The sequence below is a fragment of the Oryzibacillus soli genome (assembly GCF_051594765.1).
Classification (GTDB): Bacteria; Bacillota; Bacilli; order Paenibacillales; family NBRC-103111; genus Paenibacillus_AR.
The window spans coordinates 39,953-57,192 of the sequence record NZ_JBPPGJ010000011.1; the positions used below are offsets into that span (position 1 = coordinate 39,953).

The following is a 17,240-nucleotide window of genomic DNA, read 5'->3' on the forward strand; positions in this document are numbered from 1 at the left end:
CGGCCGGAATCTGCGGCTTTTTTGCCGCTGATGCGTCTGCATCTGCCCCTCGCCCGCACTCCTCCGAAAACCAACGGCACTTCTGCCGCTGGTTGCGCCGGGGGGCGGGACGCCGCGGGATTCTGCGGCATTTTTGCCGCTGATGCGTCTGCATCCGCCCCTCGCCCGCACTCCTCCTAAAACCAACGGCACTTCTGCCGCTGGTTTGTACTGGGGCGGGATGCCGCGGGATTCTGCGGCATTTTTGCCGTTGGTACACCTGCCCCCTCCCGCGTTCTCTCCCTCGCCCGTCCCCCGCACACCCCCTCCCGCTCACACTCTCTCCCGCCCTCGCACTCTCGCGCAAACCAAAAAAAACCCTTCTCCCGATAACCGGGAAAAGGGGGTTCATCGTTATACGGCTTCTCCTGAAGCGGACATCTTGGCCGCAGACGCCTTGCGGCGGTTCAGGTACAGATACAGCGGCAGGCCCAGCAGTGTGACCAGGATGGCCAGAAGGCAATCCCGCGTCTGGTCCATCAGCGTGCTCACCAGAACAAACAGAGAGCCGGCGATGGCGATCAGCGGAACCACCGGGTACAGCGGAACGCTGTAGATCCGCTTGGCTCCGGGATTGCGGCGCCGCAGGAGGAAGACAGCGACGAACGCCAGCACATAGAAGATATACACGGCGAAGATGGCCATGTCGGACAGGTAGTCCGGGTTGCTCAGCGCCATCATAACGAGAGCCAGCGCCACCTGCATGCCGGTGGCGGCCACCGGGGTGCCGAACCTCGGATGGACCTTGACGAGGAACTTCGAGAACGGCAGCTGCCCCCGTTCCGCCATGGCGTAGGTCACCCGCGGGAATGCCAGAATCTTGCCGTTCAAGCAGCCGAAGATCGAGATCAGAATGCCGATGCTGATGACCTTGCCGCCGGCAGCGCCCATCAGGATCTTGGCGGCCGTGCTGGCGGTATCCGTCCCCAGGGCGGCGATCCGGTCCGCAGGCAGCACATGGAACAGCGCCAGGTTGACCAGAAGATAAGCCGCCGTCACGACGGACAGGCCTCCGATAATGGCCAGCGGCAGGTGCTTGCCCGGGTTCTTCATCTCCCCCGCTACATTGCCGACAAGCATCCAGCCGTCATACGCCCACAGCGTGGCCAGAATGGCGGCGCCCATGCCCGCATGCTCGGCCACCCCGCTGCTGACGTTCCAGATCTGCGAATCGCCCTTGGCCAGACCCAGCACGGCGATCAGCACGATGGGCACGAACTTGGCCACCGTGGATACGGTCTGTACCGAGCCGCCGTACTTGGTGCCAAGACTATTGACCGTGAACAGGAACAGCACCGTCCCAATACCGAACCACAGCTTCAGCCCCTCATCCAGTCCGAAGAAGCTGGTCAGCAAGGAACCGAAATACAAGCCCAGGGCTCCGATAATAGCTGGCCCGTAGATGATGGTCTGCACCCATCCGGCCAGGTAGCCCCATACCCTGCCGAACACTTCCTCCAGATAGACCACCAGACCGCCGGTCTTGGGAAACTGCACGCTGATCTCCGCGATGGTCAGGCCGCCGGCGATCGTCAGAATTCCGCCCAGGATCCAGGCCAGCATGGCCATGTTCGAATCGCCTGCAGCCAGAATGACCCGCCCCGGCTTCATGAAGATTCCGGAACCGATGACCGTTCCGATGACCAATGACATGGCAACCGAGATGCCAAGCTCCTTTTTTAATTGTCCTTCCATAATCTATGCCCCCTCATTGTCTCCTCGTGGTGTACATTCGTCCTCCATTATAATGGACAACCCGCCACTCCTAACGGGCCATTCGTGACAAATCTAGTAATTAACCACCTGGACAATTATGGACATTTTGTGTTCTATTCCCCGTTGACCCGGTGCCGGCGGTGCCGGATATCCGTCGCCAGCGACCACAAGAGGGCGAAGACCCAGATAACCAGATAGATCGGCGAATGGTAATGCTCCGTGCTGGTGTAGAAGACTTTCAGGGCTTCCACAAAAGTCGTCTTGCCGGCGAACACATCCAGACCGGCGATCATTAGGATCAGCAGGAGACTAAGCAGCAGGTACACCAACGTGACCAACACGATCCACTCCTTCATATGGTTTTACCATGCGCCTGAGCGGAATATTTATGCAATTCCCGTGCCAATTTCCCATCCATAGGGGACCGATAGCCCTAACGTCTATGCCCCGCCCGAACCGCAAAGAGGCACCCGACCGGATCCATAATCCGGCCGAATACCTCCATGCGAGGGGTGATCCTTGCGCGATTTGTACTACACGTCTGAGAAGACGACTTCCACCCATTCCAAACGGACGGCCTGCCGTTTCGTCCCGATCCGAACCTTCAACGGTCCCGCTTCATAAGAAGCCGCAAGGACAAGCTCCGCTTCCTGCCACTGGTCCGCACCGCCGGATAGCTCCACGCTCCCGGCTTCCCATCCGTTCACTACAACCCGGACTTCAGCCGGCCCTTCGACGGAACACGCCCGCATCCGGAGGATCAGCTTATGAGGCAACCGGCTCGTAGGCAGCGTGAACGCATAGTCGAACCAGGCTCCCTCCGCCAGCTGAACGATCAGCATCCGGTCGGAATCGCCGCGTCCATGCCAGACAGCCGGTCTCTTCTCCCCTGCCTCTGCGGCTCGGATGTCCGCGCCATCCCGGATGCGGAACCCCCAGGGATTCTCCTTGGGCTCCGCGGCGCCAAGCACATAGCTGATCCCTTCTCCCTTATACCCGTAGAAGATGGCCGGAACCCGGAACGGCACCCTCCGGAACAGCGACCGGACCACCCCCGGATGATACTCGCAGCGTTCCAAGGGCAGGGCATTCACGAATTGCTTCAGAATGCGTTCAGCATCCGCTTGGTCCGGACGGTCCCCGCCCTCCAGATACCGGACCAACCTCTGCCAATCATCCGGCATGCGGATCGAGCAGGGGGAATTCCGGGTATCAAGTTTTTTCCACGGCCAGAAATTCCACGAGATCCTATGATCCTCGAACAATTGGAACGCCCCGGCATACCAATCGTTGCAGTTTTCCCCGCCCTCGCCCATAAAGATCGGCACGTTCCATTCATCCCGCTTCTCCAGATAAGGCTGCAGGCTTTCCGTATCCGGATTGCTCCAATACTTGTGGAATTGCAGCATCAGATTGTCGTCGATCCTCTCCGTGAACACCGACCAATCCGTCGCCCAATGGGCGCCTTCCAGAATGATCATATGCCGGGTATCCACTTCCCGAATGGCTGCAACGATCTCCTTGTACAACGGCATCAGCCGGCCGTTATAGGCTGCGAACCAATCCGGCAGCGGCTCGTTCAGCAGATCGTAGCCCGCAACGATCCACTCCTCTCTGTACCGCTCGGCAAGCGCACGCCAGAGCCGGACCGTCAGCCGCTCATACTTCTCATCCGCGTACAGGTCGGGATGATCCCGTTCCGAATCGTCGATGTTGGTCCCCGTCTGGCCCCCCGGCGCACCATGCAAATCCAGAATGACATATAAGCGGTGATCCCTGCACCAGCCGATCATCCGGTCGATATAAGCGAGATGGCGATCCATGAGCTTCAGGGGCTCCTCCATATCCTCCATCAGGAATCGCGCGTTGATCGGAACCCGTACGGAGTTGAAGCCCTCCGCCGCAATCCGCTCGATGTCCGCCTCCGAAATATAGCGCTCATAATAGAGCTCCCAGAACCTTCCGGCCTTCTCCCAACCGATCAAGCCTTCGATCATCGCCTCTATCCGCCGGGGGCGGTCCCCCTCCTTCGGGAACATCCACATATAGCCCTCCGGCAGCAGCCAGTTGCCGAAGCCGACGCCCCGAAGCAGAATTTCACGGCCCTCTCCGTTCACCAGCCTGCGTCCGTCCGCCCGGACGAATTCGGTAACCTCCCGCTCCCGCTCGATTCCATAGGTTTGCTGCATGTTCTCCCCCATCCCTAATCCAAGCCGATTACATATTCGATTGCTTCGGCGGCACGAATCAGCGCAGCCGCCTTCTCTTGGGTAAGCTTCTTCCCTCTCTGGGCCTCCACACTGTTGACAAAAGCATGGAGCTTATTGATCGCCGCGTTGGCGTTCCCTCGAGCCCAAGAGGCTGCTGCCTCCTCCAGCTTCACGATCAGAGCCCCCTTGATATCCGGGTCTGTCTGGAGGACGGAACCGATACACTCCTTAATCAAATCCGCCGCCGTTACATTCGATATCGTAATGACCACGTTTTTGCTGTCCGTCCCTTGCCCGTCGCTTGCGCGGACCACTACGGTATACGAGCCGGACTGGGTGTACCCGGGTGTCCAGGAGAATCTTCCGGCTGCACGGTCGAATACGGCTCCGGCAGGAAGATTCTCCATGCTGATCACAACAGGATCCTCATTCGGATCGGATGCCACGGCAACAAATTCCAGCAGCTTCCCTTCTATCGATCTCTGATCCTCGATCGGCCCCAGTACCGGAGAAGCATTGCTTACGGTTACCGTCACCGTGGCTGTCGCAGCGTTCCCGCTGCTGTCCGTCGCATGGAACGTCACCACGGTACTGCCAACCGGATAATCCGGCAGTGCGTTGCTGGTAACGGCGACCGTTCCGTCCACCAGATCGATAGCGGCAGCTCCTTCCAGCGGTACGGGGCTCCGCCTCGCCGATGCCTTCACGGTTACATTGGCGGGAACCGTAAGGACGGGCGGGGTGGTATCCGCCACTGTGATGAGCTGCACTGCCGTGCTTTTGTTTCCGCTCCTGTCTGTCGCCGTCCAGGTGACAGCCGTGGTGCCGAGCGGGTAATCCGGCGGGGCGTCGTTCGTGATCGTCACCGGCGATTCATCGGCAGCGGCGGCATCCCCGATAGCCACGGCCGTCTTGACCCCGGCAGCCTCCACCGTCTTGTCGGCGGGAACCGTAAGCACAGGCGGGGTGGTATCCGCAGGCGTCGGGGTCGGAGCCGGCGATGAAGCGGCAGCCCGTATATGGTCGAAGCTTGCGAAGGACGTATGGGTTCGCAGCCCGATCTTGCCGGAGGTCAGCTGCGTCGCCGGATTCGTCCAATTGATCTTCTCCACACCGTCTACGTACCCTGTCACATGATTGCCCCCAACCATGATCTTCAGGGTATACCACTGCCCCGTCGCGATGGACTGCGCGCTGCTTGCAACCATTGTAAAGGTGCCGTCCACCCGTTTGTACAGCTCCGCTTTATCGCTGCTGTCGTTCAGCCTGAACATATAGAAGTTGGAGGCATCCGCGTACCGGAATATTAGCCCTGCATTCCCGCTCACCGTGCCCAGCTTGACCTGAGCCTCATACGAATAATCGGTCCAGGAGTCCTCTCCCGCATAGGCGATCGCTTCCCCGGAGGTCGAGGATTGTCTGTAGACCTTGCTTCCGTCCGCTGCGATGCTCCATGTGCCGCTGAAGGCGGTCCAGCCGGCGGCATCTCCGTCTTCGAAGTCGTTCTCAACGAGGACGGTGGAGGTCGGTGGAGGAGTTGGCCCCCCTGTCGGGGTCGGCGTTGGCGTTGGCGTTGGAGTTACTGTTGGCGTCGGCGTCGGGGTTGGCGACGGTGCCGGTCCGGTCTGAACCAGCTCGAAGTCGTCGAAATAAGCCTCGCCGGCCACCGCGAGTTTGTACATGAATACCGTAACGCTCGTATTGTTGCTTCCGGTGGTGAAGGTGATTTCCTTCCTCGTATAGTCCGCCGTGTTCACCGTCAACTGCCGCTGGTAGCTGCCGTAATTCCGGACGCCGAATTGTGCGTTTTCCCCCTTGGACCAAGCGGACAGCGTATAGGTCGTATTCGGGGAAAGCCCGTTCACCTTCTGCTCGATGCCTCCGTAAGCGGTCGTCAATTGGGCCGCGTACATTCCCGAATAGGCGTTGGCGTTCACAATGGCGGACTGCGTGAAGTGCGTCGGCCATCCGGTGAAATCCCCCGTCTCAAAGCCGGGATTGGTCAACAGATTGACGGGCGAAATCACCTGAACGGTACAGACCGCCTTCTTGCCTCCATCCGCCGTCGTGACGGTAACCGCAGCCGTTCCAGCGCTGACCGCCGTGACGGTTCCGCTGGCATCCACTGTCGCTACCGCCGGATTGTCCGAGCTCCAGGCGACATTCTTATTGGCCGCATTGGCGGGCTGCACGGAGGCTGTGAGCTCTGACGTCTCGCCGGCCTTCAAGCTCAGCGCCGTCTTATTGAGCGTTACCCCGCTGACCGGCACCGGAGTCGGGGTTGGAGTGGGCGTCGGGGTCGGCGTTGGGGTCGGTGAAGGAGGCGGCGCAATGCCGTCCTTCACGATATGGAAGGAATCGAAATTCGCCGTAAGTCCCGTTCCCGCACAAACGATCAAGCCGATTTTCGGATCCGCAAGGTTGGCGGATAGGGAGAACCCGACCTGGGTATACGTGACTCCGTCCGCCGAATAGTACCCGGCATAGGTCGACCCGTATTTCACAAGCCGCAGATAAGCGACTGCCGATGCTATCGTGTCGGGAACCTCATAATGGGTGCGGACGCCGTTATACTTGACGTCGAACTGGAACTGGTTCCCCTCCCCGTACAGCCGGGTCATCCGGATATACGTATTGTCGTTCACGTATAGGATTAATCCGCCCTGCGACCATCTGGAAACCGGCTTCCCGTCCAGCTTCGTCTCGATGGCCCAGTCTCCGGAAGGAGCGCCTGTGAGCAGGATGTTCTTCGCATCGCCCGTACCGCCTGCAATGTCCCCATGCTCGCTGACGATTCTCATGAACCCCGGATTGGCACTCAGAGACCAATTGGCCGCGTTTTCCCGGACCCAACGCCATTGATCCTTCAAGGACGCCGAGTCAAACTCGTCATTCGAGCCCTCCGGATACACCACAGGCGGGTCGGTAGGGAGAGGGGCCGCGCCGTACTGGACCAGCTCCAGATCGTCGAAGATCACATCCCCGCTGCCGCCGTTCTTATACAGGTAGATGATGGCGCTTGTGCTGGTGCTTCCCGTCGTGAAGGTAATCTCCTTCCGGGTGTAGCCGGTTGTCGTCACATGGACGTCCTTAGCGGCTCCGCCATAATTTTTCACTCCGAAGACCGCATCTCCGCCATTTACGCTTTTGCCCCATGCATACAATTTGTACATGGTGTTCGGGTAGAGCCCGCCGACGATTTGCTCCGCGCCTGCATAGCTTCCTGTCAGCTTGGCGGCGTAAAGGCCGGTATGCGGATCCGTGCCTTCAATCGTTGCTCCGTTGTAATGAGTCGGCCAATCGGTGAAGTCCCCCGCTTCAAAGCCGGGGTTCTTCAGCAGGTTTTCCTCCGACGGAGGCTGCGGCAGCGGGGGAAGGTTGTTCGGATCCAGCCCCGGGCCCTGGTAAGCGCCGATGTTCGGTGCGGCATTCGAGGGAACCGGGTTTCCGAAGTAATCCCGGCCGCCGTTGCCAGTGATCGGCTTGCCCGCCCCGATGGCCGGGGAGGTGTTCAGCAGCTGATAGCCGGCAAGCGTATCCTTGCCTATGCCCCCCGACCCGGGAGAAGCCAGCTGCGGGTCTGCCGTGATCTTGTAGGGGTCTTCCGGCTCGCTGCTCGGGTGAGTCCCGAAGAATACGTTATTCTCGAACACATTGTTCGTGCTGCCCGCGAAGTTATACCCGCCCGTTCCCAGATTGTAGATCAGATTGTTGTAGAAATACGTGTTCTGGGCATAACCGCCCCAGTTCAAGAAATCCACAACCTTGGCATTGGAGGAACGGGGCAAATAAACGGTGTTGTTATAGATATACGTGGTGTCCGGTGTTCCGCTGATCGTAAAAGCGGCACCGCTGTCATTCTGGCTGATGTTATAGCGGACGACCGAATTGCGGTTGAAGTTGGGTTTGTTCGGGTTCACGGCGTTCGTGCCGTCGTTGACCACCAGGAAGCCGCCGCCGGCATTGTTATGGCTGTAATTATATTGGATGACGGTTCCCTCGCTGTTATAATCCGCATCATACGCCATCGCATCGCCGCCGGGAGCCGTATTGTAGACCTCGTTGAACTGAATGACATTGTCCTTGCCCGCATAAACCCACAACGGCACATGATAGCCGCTGGCCCGCACATGCGTATCGTGGACGACGTTGTTCTCTATCAGCCCGTTCGTCGTATTCAGAACGAATGCCCCGTCCGCCGCCACATCGTAGATCAGATTGTTCGTCACCTTCAGGCCGCTGGAATAGCGGGTCTGGGCGCCGTTCAGATAAATGCCTACGCTGTCGACCGTATAGATCTTATTATTGTTGATGACCACATCCGAGACATGGTAATCCCAGGCTGTGCCCCATACGATAATGCCTCCGTTATGGGCGTAATCCGTGGCAACCGCGCCCTTCACATGGTGGATGTCCAGATTCTCGAACACGAAGTGCTTATAGACTCTCGGATTCGTCCACGTGCCGCTGCTGCCGTCCACATGAATCCCTCTTCGCACCGCAGCGCTCGGAGCGTCATTGGTAATCTCCAGATTCCGGACCTCCCACTGCTCCTGATTGTAAAAGTAGACGGCCGCCGCCGCACCCGCTCCGGCGATCAACGGCTTGCTGCCTTCCCCATACCTGTCGATCTTGATGGGGCTTCCCTCCGCCCCCGAGCCTTTGGGCGAGAGAGAACCGGTCCATACGCCGCCTGCCTTGAACAGAAGCGTGTCCCCCGGCTGGAACACGGTGGCATTCACTTTATCCAGGGTTTGCCATGCGGAGCCCGGTGCGGTACCGGAGTTCCCGTCGTTCCCGTCCAGCGCGTCCACGTAATACACGTTCCCCGCCGCATGAACGACGGCTTGCCCAGTTACAGGCATGAAGAATGACACCGTGATAGCCAGAACCAGCAGGATACTGGTCCACCTGTACCTTCTTGCTCTTCCCACAACAAATCCCCCTCCGTATTGATGTTGTATCCGAAAAACGGCCCGGCCCAAAGGTTGTAACCGTTTTCGAGATCATGAATTACAGCAGCCTTAGCGCCTTCCAAGCCTGGGGATGAAGATCGACACGCGCCGCCTCCACAAGCCTGTTCAGATAAGCGGAATAGGCCGTGTCCCTATAGCTGCTCTCTACTTGGCTCCTGCTCTCCTCGAAGCTTCTGTACCCGCCCGCTTCTCTGTCGGTTATCCGGACCAGAACATAGCTCCCTTGTGCCGCTTCATCGATAACGGGACTGACTCGGCCGTCGGGAAGACCTCCGGTGAGCAGGGCATATAGAGCCGGCTGAAATTTGTAATAGGCCCCGGCCGTCCTGTTGTTCAACTCCTCCTCCGTGTATCCGGCCACCGATGCTCCGACTCCCACCCACAGCTCCTTCGCCGCCTCTGCCAGCTCCATTCCCTGGTCCGCGAGCCGCTTGGCGTCAGCCATCTCCGCTCTAACCCGGTCCTTCGACCGGCCATCCCCATCCCCGGAGCCGGTGTCCTTATAGGAGACAGTCAGCTTATCGAACCGGACGGTTCCTTCGCTGATCAGCATCGGATCCTTGATCGCTTCATAATGGCGCATTAAGGTGTCATCGTTGGCCACCAGCTCATTCCTGGACAGCTTTTCCTTTAACTCCCCCCTCGTTTTGCTGATGAAAATATCCCGAAACGCAGCTTCATCCAAGTGAACTGGGCCATAAACCGGCTGATTCGCCCGGATTGCGGCACGTCTACGCTCATTCTCCTTCTCCAGCTCCCGGATCAGATCAGCATCGGAGGTCCCATGGATCAGCCCGTGCTCCTGGAAGAGCTCCAGCTCCACCTTCGTTCTGACAATTTCCTTCAGCGTCCGCTCCTTCAAGGCGGTTTCCGGATTTTCCCCGTTGAATGCCGATTCCCAGAAATGATGCCCCATCTTCGCGCCATATGTCCGGTAGAAGTAGTCGATCACGGAAGCCCTTTGCCGTTCCGCCTCGCGCATGAATTCCACCGCCGTGACCGGGCTGTCGTTCACCACTGCAACCGGCTCCTCCTCCGGCACGGCACCGGCCCGTGAGGACCAGATGGATATGGCGGCAATGACCATTCCCGCAAGAGCCGCAATTGCCAACTGCACCAGCTTCAAGACCCTCCCCCGCCTTCCTCCAGCAAAATGATAAAGGGAGCCGCATTCGTACAGCTCCCTGTTGTCCTAACCTGCCGATTACTTGATGCCCTTCTCGTCAAAGTAGGCGTTGGCCTGCTTCTTCACGTAATCCGCCACTTTATCGATGCCGGCCGTCTTCAGCTTATCCTGATATGTCTTCAAGGTTTCGTCTACATCCTTCACAAGACCGGCTCTCAGCTGCCCTTCATACTGCTTCTTCACTTCGTTGACTGCGGCGAGCTCGCTCTTGACCGGCTCGTAATCCAAGGTTATCGGTGCGAATAGATTCGGCTTCGAATACCCTTTCATTTCCACGAGCAGCTTGTCATACAGATCCCAGCCGCCTTGCGGGAAGAGCATATTCTTCTCGTTGCGCCAGCCCCAATCGGCAATGCTGTAGCCTTTGACCTTATTCGGGTCCTGGCCTTGGGCCGGGCTCACGATATTCTTTCCATTTTCGGCGAAGCTGTAATGGTACCCCTCGATACCATAGGTCATGAGGCGGTAGAGCTTTTGGTCATTGCGGATTTTCTCCAGAGCCATCAAGGACCGCTCCGGGTTTTTGGCGCTTCTCGGAACCGCCATGCCGTTATTGATCGACAGGTTCGGCATGGCATAATGGTGGAAGCGCGTGAACGGGAAGTAGCCGAGCTCGATGGCGCCCTTGGTATCCTTCTGCACGCCGGCGATGAAGGTGCTCGCACCGGCCAGATTGGTCCATTGGATGGCGCCGGTTCCCGCTTTGATCATATTGCCTGGGTTTTCTTTGGAGGCTAAAGCGTCTTTGGACCAGAAGCCTTGGTCTGCCCATCTCTTGGTCATGTGCACAAAGTCCGAATATTCCTTGGTGAACGGATAAATGACGATATCACGCGGTTTGCCATAGGACGAGGCCCCAATCAGGCTGCTGTCCCCTCCGATGGGCTGAAAATCGTTTAGGTACTTGTAGAGCACGTTTAATTCATTGCTCGTGTTGCCGCCGATGGGCGTCACATTCGGCACATTCTTCTTGACGCCTGCTATATAGGCTTCAAGCGAGGCCAAATCCTTGATTTCCGGCAGATTGAACTGCTTGCGCCAATCCTCGCGGTATACCCATCCGTCCGGAGCGTATTCCGCGAAGGTGCTGGGGACCGCGTAGATTTTGCCGCCGACCGTCACATCGCTCCAATCCTGCTTCGGCACCGTCTTCCAGGTTTCGGGGGCGAACTTGGGCAGCATATTCGTCAAATCCATAAACGCGCCCTGCTTGGCGTACTTGAAATAATCCGCCCAGGAGGAAGCGAATATCATATCCACAGGCTCGCCTGACGACAGAAGCAGATTGTACTTCGTCTGCCAGTCGGTCCAGGTCGTAAAGTTCAGCTTGATGGTGGCATTCAGTTCCTTCTCCAAAATCTTGTTTGCTTCGGCCATCACTTTCTCGGTATCGGGGCTCACCGCTCCGAGCAAATACCAGTTCAGCTCCACCTTCTTGGAGATATCCGGCGTGTTGGACGCCGCAGCGGATGCTGCAGCAGATGTCCCGGGCGATTGGACCGGCGCTTTGCTCGCTTCGCTGCCTGCCGAGCTTGAATCCTCGCCTCCGCAGCCGGACAGAACCGCCGCCGTCATAAGCGCAGTGGCTGCCATACCGGATATGAGACGCTTCTTGGATTGCATGATGACTCCTCCTTGTATTCTTCTCTATGTTAGCCGGTTAAGCCGGGACTAACCTTTTACCGCGCCGATCGTCAGGCCTTTGACAAAATAACGCTGCACGAACGGATACAACAGAATAACCGGACCTGTGGCGACCACCGCAATGGCCATCTTGAGCGTCTCCGTTGGCGGCGTCATCCCCACCGACATGATTTGGGCCGCTATAGTGCTTTGGAGAATACTCGCATCGGACAGGATCTTATACAGCAAATATTGCAGCGGGTACTTGTTCGGATCGTTGATGAACAGATTGGCGACGAACCATTCGTTCCAGCAGCCGAGCGCGATAAACAGGCCGATGGTCGCCAGTCCCGGCGTAGACAGCGGAAGCATGATTCTCCAATAAATCTTGAAATCTCCGGCCCCGTCGATTTTGGCCGATTCGATCAGGGAATCGGGTATGGATCGCATGAAGTTTTTCATCAGAATCAAGTTCCATGCGCTGATCAAGTGCACCACCACCAAGACGGTATAGGTATCCTTCAGATGAAGGTACTTCACCATCAGGATGTACCATGGAATCAGTCCGCCGCCGAACAGAGTCGTGAAGTAGATGAAGAAGGCCAGCGAACCGCGGAACCTGAAGTCCTGCCGGGAGAGAACATATCCCCCCATGGAGGTCAGCCATAGGCCGATCAGCGTGGCGGTTACCGTCAGCCCGACGGTCACGCCGTAAGCGCGGTAGATTTGTTCCGGGTCGGTAAACACGGAGCGGTATGCATCCAAGGACAGATGCACCGGGAATAGTTGAAAGCCCTTGGCGATAACGTCCGTTTCCCGAGAGAACGAACCGGCCAGAATCAGCCAGAACGGAATCAGACAGAATAACGTGAAAGAAATAATGACGGTATACCCGATCGCATTAAAGGACAAGGTCCCCGGATCTCTTCTCATCGGTTTTGGTCTCCTTCCAGGTCATTAGAACAAAGCGTAATCATCACAGGTTTTCCTTATGATGTAGTTGACCGTCATGATCAGGACGAAGCCGAAGAACGACTGGTACAATCCTGCTGCGGTACCCATGCCGATATCGAAATTGACGGTCAGGGTGCGATAGACGTAGGTATCGATGATAATCGTGGAATCGTATAAGATGCCGTTGGTCCCGACGATCTGGAAGAACATATCGAACTGGCCTTTCAAGATATGGCCGAGCGAGAACAGGATCAGAAGAACGAAGGTCGGCATAAGCAGCGGGATGGTGATATAGCGTATCTGCTGGTAGATGCTGGCGCCGTCGATGCGCGCCGCTTCGTAATATTCTTCATTGATGCCGAGAAGAGCCGCCAGATAAACCACCGTTCCGAAGCCGACCCCCTTCCATACATCCGCCAGGACCAATATATATTTCCATGGCGCCACCTGGTTGTAGAAGCTGTACGGCTCGAATCCGAATGCCTTCAGGATCGAATTCAAGAAGCCGTGGTCGGTATTGAACAATTGATAGACCATGGCCCCCACCAATACCCAGGAGATAAAGTGTGGCAAAAACATCATCGATTGGCTTGTCTTGCGAAACAGCTTGCCGGGAACCTGCGACAGCATAATCGCCATGGTCATCTTCAGAAAATGACCGATAAAGATAAAAGCCACATTGTATAGAATCGTGTTCTTCGTCATTTTGAACAGGATGCCGGATTTGTACAGGAACTTGAAGTTTTCGAAGCCCACGAACGGACTGTGGAGCAAGCCCTTGTTAAAATCGAATTTGGTAAAGGCATAATAAATGCCGACCATGGGCACATAACTGAAGAGCGTAAAAAATATCAACACCGGCAAAATCATAAGCAACAAAACTTTATGTTTGATCAGATCGTGCCAAAATCTCTTCTTTCGGTGTACTGCGGACGATGGCCGTTCTCTGATCTCTGCCACTATATCGGACATCCCGATATCGCCTCCTCTTCCCGTTTCCTTGCGGTGGATAGGTCCATCATAGGATTGCGGGAAGCGGCCGATCAACGGCAAATAATCCGCATTTCTCACTTTTGGCGATGATATCGGAAAAAGAGAGTCCCGTCGGAAAAGGTTGGTGCCGCCCCATATACGCAACAAAACCGGCTAGAGCTGGTCTCAAGCCGGTTTAGGGAGAGGGTCTTAGGGTCCATCTATATCTTGCGGAATTCCGCCGGCGATACGCCGTGATATTTCTTGAAGGCCTTGTAGAAGTACGGACTGTTGGAGAATCCCGATCGTTCTGCAATCTCGCCGACCGGCAGATCGGTCTTCCGCAGCAGCTCCTGAGCCTTGCCCATTCTCACCTCGGTAATATAGCTCAGGATGGTTCTAAGGGTCTGCTTCTTGAACAATCTGCCGATATGGTCGGCGGACAGCCCCAATTCCTCCGCGATGCAATCCAGCGAGAGCCCTTGGTCCATATACCGGGCATCGATCATATCCATAATCCGCTGTACGGTTTCCTCCTGCTTCCCGCTCTTCTTCTCTTCCATGCGGACGGCCAGCTCATCGAACCAGGCGAAGTACTCCGCCAGCACCCGATCCAGGGACTGTGCCCGGTTCGCCGCTTCCGCCAAGCTGTTCATGGACGATTCCAATTCGATATCGTTGTGTACCTGAATGGTCTGGATGGCATTGTGAATTTCGAAGGACAGGTGCGACAGCGTCATCCGGTACGACATCATCGGGTAATGCTCCGTTCCCCGGAGCATCTCTTCGAAGATGCGCTTGGCCTGGTCGGTCCGGCCGAGCTTCAGCTCCTCCAGCAGCTGCTTCTCCTTGTGCAGGGGGTATTGGTAGGTGGTTGATCTCTTGGATTGTTCCAGCTTCTCCGCATCCAGCACACATCCGGCTCCGGCAAACAGCCGATGGTAGGATGCTTCCACCGCTTTGCCATACAGCTGATGGGCCTCAGCCATGGGCAGCTGCGGCTTGCACAGGAACACCGATACGGACACGCGCAGGCAATCATGCACCGCTTGCTGGATCCGTTCCGCCGTCAGCCTGGCCGAATCGGAGATCTGCTCCTCCGGCGGCAGCTCACGATCCAGCGGCTGAACCAATACGGCTACGCCATCCTCCCCCAGATCGGCAGCGGCAGCCCGGTAAGAGGCACCGCATATTTCCTCCGCGATATTGGCAATCCCGAACTTCAGGAGCTCCCGGTCCGAGTTGCTGTATCTCCCAACGAAGCTCTCATAATCATCGATCTGCATCAGGAACAGGCCTGTATTCTTCTCCGGTTCCAGCGTTACCTCGAATTCCGCGCACTTGTCCCGAATCTGCCGAGAGTGAAAGCGCTCCCAACCCAGCATCAGATTCCGCAGGAAATCCTGTCTCCGCTTGGGGCGCAGATTCCGCCCTTCCGATTCGAGAGATCTTAACCGTGCGAGCATCTTGTCGGCCGGAGAGAACAACCGCTTCGACAGCATGAAGGAGATGGCGACCCCCATCACCAAGATGGCGGCGGCGATCAGGACCGTATCCTTCCGCATATGGTCAATCGATCGGGTCAGCTCCCGGTACGGCATCACCCGGACATACCGCCAACCGAGATAATCGGGCTCGGAATAGGAGACGAACGATCGGACCCCATCCACGCTGCCCACGAAATAACCGGATTGCTCCGAATCGGACAGGATGCGTCTGACGTAGGGCTTTTCCTGCAAATCGCTCAGCATCGGGTACTTCCAGCTGTTGGATGCAAGGATCCCCTCTTGATTCAGGATGAAGGTATTGGTGCTCGCGTTGGCCATCGTGCTGTCGATGGTTTTGTGCAGCTGGGTTTCGGATATGTTGACCACGATTACGTTCCGGTCCTGACTTTTGGCTAAGGTGTCATAGATCAGAAACGTGTAATAATCGAGTGACAGCTGCTCCGTCACTCCTCCCGGGGTCTTGATCTCCAAGTGACGCGGAATCGGCTCCAGGGTGTGATAGAGGGCCGCATTCCGGACAATGTCGACGATGCCTCGGTCGTAGAAGGATTCCGCTCTCTGGATCTCGCTTCCGACGCTGACATCCGAGCTCACATAGAACGACGAGGTGCTGCCTTTGTAGACATAGATCGAATCGATAAACGGGGAGGTGGCCCGGTAAGCATCCATCCGGTTGAGCGCCTTTGTCCTCTCGGGAATATCCAGCTCGTTGCTCAGCAGGTTCTGAATTTCAGGATCGATGTAGAGCTGCTTGGCAAAGGTGGACGCCGTTACCGCCATGACCGAAACCTCCTGCCCAGTCTGCTTCAGTCCGTCCATCGTGACGTCATAATTCTGCTGCAGCATAATCCGCTCGAACAGAACATACAGCAGGAAGGACAAGAAGCAAATCGTCATGACGATCAGTAGCGTGATGACCATGAAGCTCTTCGCCGTCCAGGTTTGATCCGATTTCTTCGCAAATAAGTACATTCGATCCCCCCGACCATCCATTGAATTTCCCGGGTTTTCTGGGATTCCTGGTAGTACTATGGTAAAATCGTCCCTTTTCATTTGATTATAAGCCTACGACCGCAAGTTGCAATACCGGGTGCCGCCAGGAACGCCAAAAACGAAGGAGCGAAGCGGGGACAGGCCGCGCATCGCTCCTTCGTTATGACCAGGCGCCTATGGCGCGCTATTCTCGATATATTCGAACAGGAAGGATTGCCCGTTCCGGTAGAAACGGGGATCGTAGACGCCCAACCGCTGGCCGTCGTCCACCACCACGACAAAGGGGGACCATTCCATCAGCGTCTTCGCCTTGGGGTTGGCCGCGAACAGCCGCTCCAGGTCCGCATCCTCCCGGGACTCCAGCCGGATCCGCTCCGTCAGGCCGGTGAACACATTTCCCTTCTCCAGCACCACCTCGGAGCCTTGTTTGCCGATGACCGTGAACTGCCCCGGGACAAAATCCGCAGACAGCGCCACCTGCTCATAATGGGAATGAGCCTCCCGATAGAGCAGATAGCCTTGGGCGGACTGCAGCCCCACATGCAGCGCCATCAGCGCCCAGACGGCCCGGTACGCGAGATGCCCCGGCCATCCCTTCGGCAGGAGCCGGTACCGGACCCACAGCCAACCGGCCAGCATGATGAGCCAGAAGAGGGGGTCGACGATGGGTATCGTCCCGAAGGTGACCCGCATGGGGGACCAGGGCTCGAAGTATCCGGTGCCCCATGCGTTGAAGAGGTCGCTCGTGTCATGGATGAACACGGCCAGGAGCCCCATGCCGAAGAGCCGCCCCCCTGCCTGGCGCTTCCACAGCAGACGGGCCAGGAGGAAGAGGAGCGCGGCCCAGACCGGCACCAGGAACACGGAATGGGTGAAGCCTCGGTGCCACATCTGATACCGTCCCGCCGTATCCCACAGCGAGGACACCACATCGATGTCCGGCGCCTGGGAGCCCAGCACGGCGGTGAACAGCAGCGCCCGCTTCGCCGGCTTCTCCCAGCCCCGCTTATCTACCGAGCCGTACAGCGTCAAGCCGAATAGAGTATGGGTGATCGTATCCATA

Annotated in this window: 10 protein-coding genes; all 10 read right to left on the reverse strand. The window is 57.3% G+C overall.

Annotated features, from left to right (window positions below):
* Positions 1–393: 393 nt before the first annotated feature.
* Entirely contained in the window at positions 394–1,734 is a 1,341-nt protein-coding gene (locus ACSEXW_RS16070; protein ID WP_438447185.1) for an APC family permease, read from the reverse strand.
* 134 nt (positions 1,735–1,868) lie between these two features.
* Positions 1,869–2,096, reverse strand: a complete 228-nt coding sequence (locus ACSEXW_RS16075; protein WP_438447186.1) for a hypothetical protein — start codon at positions 2,094–2,096, stop codon at positions 1,869–1,871.
* A gap of 192 nt (positions 2,097–2,288) precedes the next feature.
* Positions 2,289–3,944 carry a glycoside hydrolase family 5 protein gene (locus ACSEXW_RS16080; protein ID WP_438447187.1) on the reverse strand — a complete coding sequence of 552 codons (1,656 nt, stop codon included), beginning with the start codon at positions 3,942–3,944 and terminating at the stop codon, positions 2,289–2,291.
* A gap of 14 nt (positions 3,945–3,958) precedes the next feature.
* On the reverse strand, positions 3,959–8,899 hold the full coding sequence (locus ACSEXW_RS16085) for an Ig-like domain-containing protein (RefSeq protein WP_438447188.1): 4,941 nt from the start codon (positions 8,897–8,899) through the stop codon (positions 3,959–3,961).
* 79 nt (positions 8,900–8,978) lie between these two features.
* Complete coding sequence (locus ACSEXW_RS16090; protein ID WP_438447189.1) at positions 8,979–10,067, reverse strand: peptidylprolyl isomerase; 1,089 nt, start codon at positions 10,065–10,067, stop codon at positions 8,979–8,981.
* Between the two features lie 78 nt (positions 10,068–10,145).
* Positions 10,146–11,750, reverse strand: coding sequence for an extracellular solute-binding protein (locus ACSEXW_RS16095; RefSeq protein ID WP_438447190.1), 1,605 nt, complete (start codon positions 11,748–11,750; stop codon positions 10,146–10,148).
* A 48-nt stretch (positions 11,751–11,798) separates the two neighbouring features.
* Entirely contained in the window at positions 11,799–12,683 is an 885-nt protein-coding gene (locus tag ACSEXW_RS16100) for a carbohydrate ABC transporter permease (protein WP_438447191.1), read from the reverse strand.
* A gap of 24 nt (positions 12,684–12,707) precedes the next feature.
* Entirely contained in the window at positions 12,708–13,574 is an 867-nt protein-coding gene (locus ACSEXW_RS16105) for an ABC transporter permease (RefSeq protein ID WP_438447192.1), read from the reverse strand.
* Positions 13,575–13,897: 323 nt separating this feature from the next.
* A complete protein-coding gene (locus ACSEXW_RS16110; RefSeq protein ID WP_438447193.1) occupies positions 13,898–16,156 on the reverse strand; it encodes a helix-turn-helix domain-containing protein in 2,259 nt (752 codons plus the stop codon).
* A 195-nt stretch (positions 16,157–16,351) separates the two neighbouring features.
* A complete protein-coding gene (locus ACSEXW_RS16115) occupies positions 16,352–17,239 on the reverse strand; it encodes a metal-dependent hydrolase (RefSeq protein WP_438447194.1) in 888 nt (295 codons plus the stop codon).
* Position 17,240 lies beyond the last annotated feature (1 nt).

Bases quoted from the DNA above. Each gene is read 5' to 3' on its own strand.
- ACSEXW_RS16110 (WP_438447193.1), bottom strand. From the start codon at position 16,156: ATGTACTTATTTGCGAAGAAATCGGATCAAACCTGGACGGCGAAGAGC.
- ACSEXW_RS16080 (WP_438447187.1), bottom strand. From the start codon at position 3,944: ATGCAGCAAACCTATGGAATCGAGCGGGAGCGGGAGGTTACCGAATTC.
- ACSEXW_RS16105 (WP_438447192.1), bottom strand. From the start codon at position 13,574: ATGATTTTGCCGGTGTTGATATTTTTTACGCTCTTCAGTTATGTGCCC.
- ACSEXW_RS16115 (WP_438447194.1), bottom strand. From the start codon at position 17,239: ATGGATACGATCACCCATACTCTATTCGGCTTGACGCTGTACGGCTCG.
- ACSEXW_RS16070 (WP_438447185.1), bottom strand. From the start codon at position 1,734: ATGGAAGGACAATTAAAAAAGGAGCTTGGCATCTCGGTTGCCATGTCA.
- ACSEXW_RS16095 (WP_438447190.1), bottom strand. From the start codon at position 11,750: ATGCAATCCAAGAAGCGTCTCATATCCGGTATGGCAGCCACTGCGCTT.
- ACSEXW_RS16100 (WP_438447191.1), bottom strand. From the start codon at position 12,683: ATGAGAAGAGATCCGGGGACCTTGTCCTTTAATGCGATCGGGTATACC.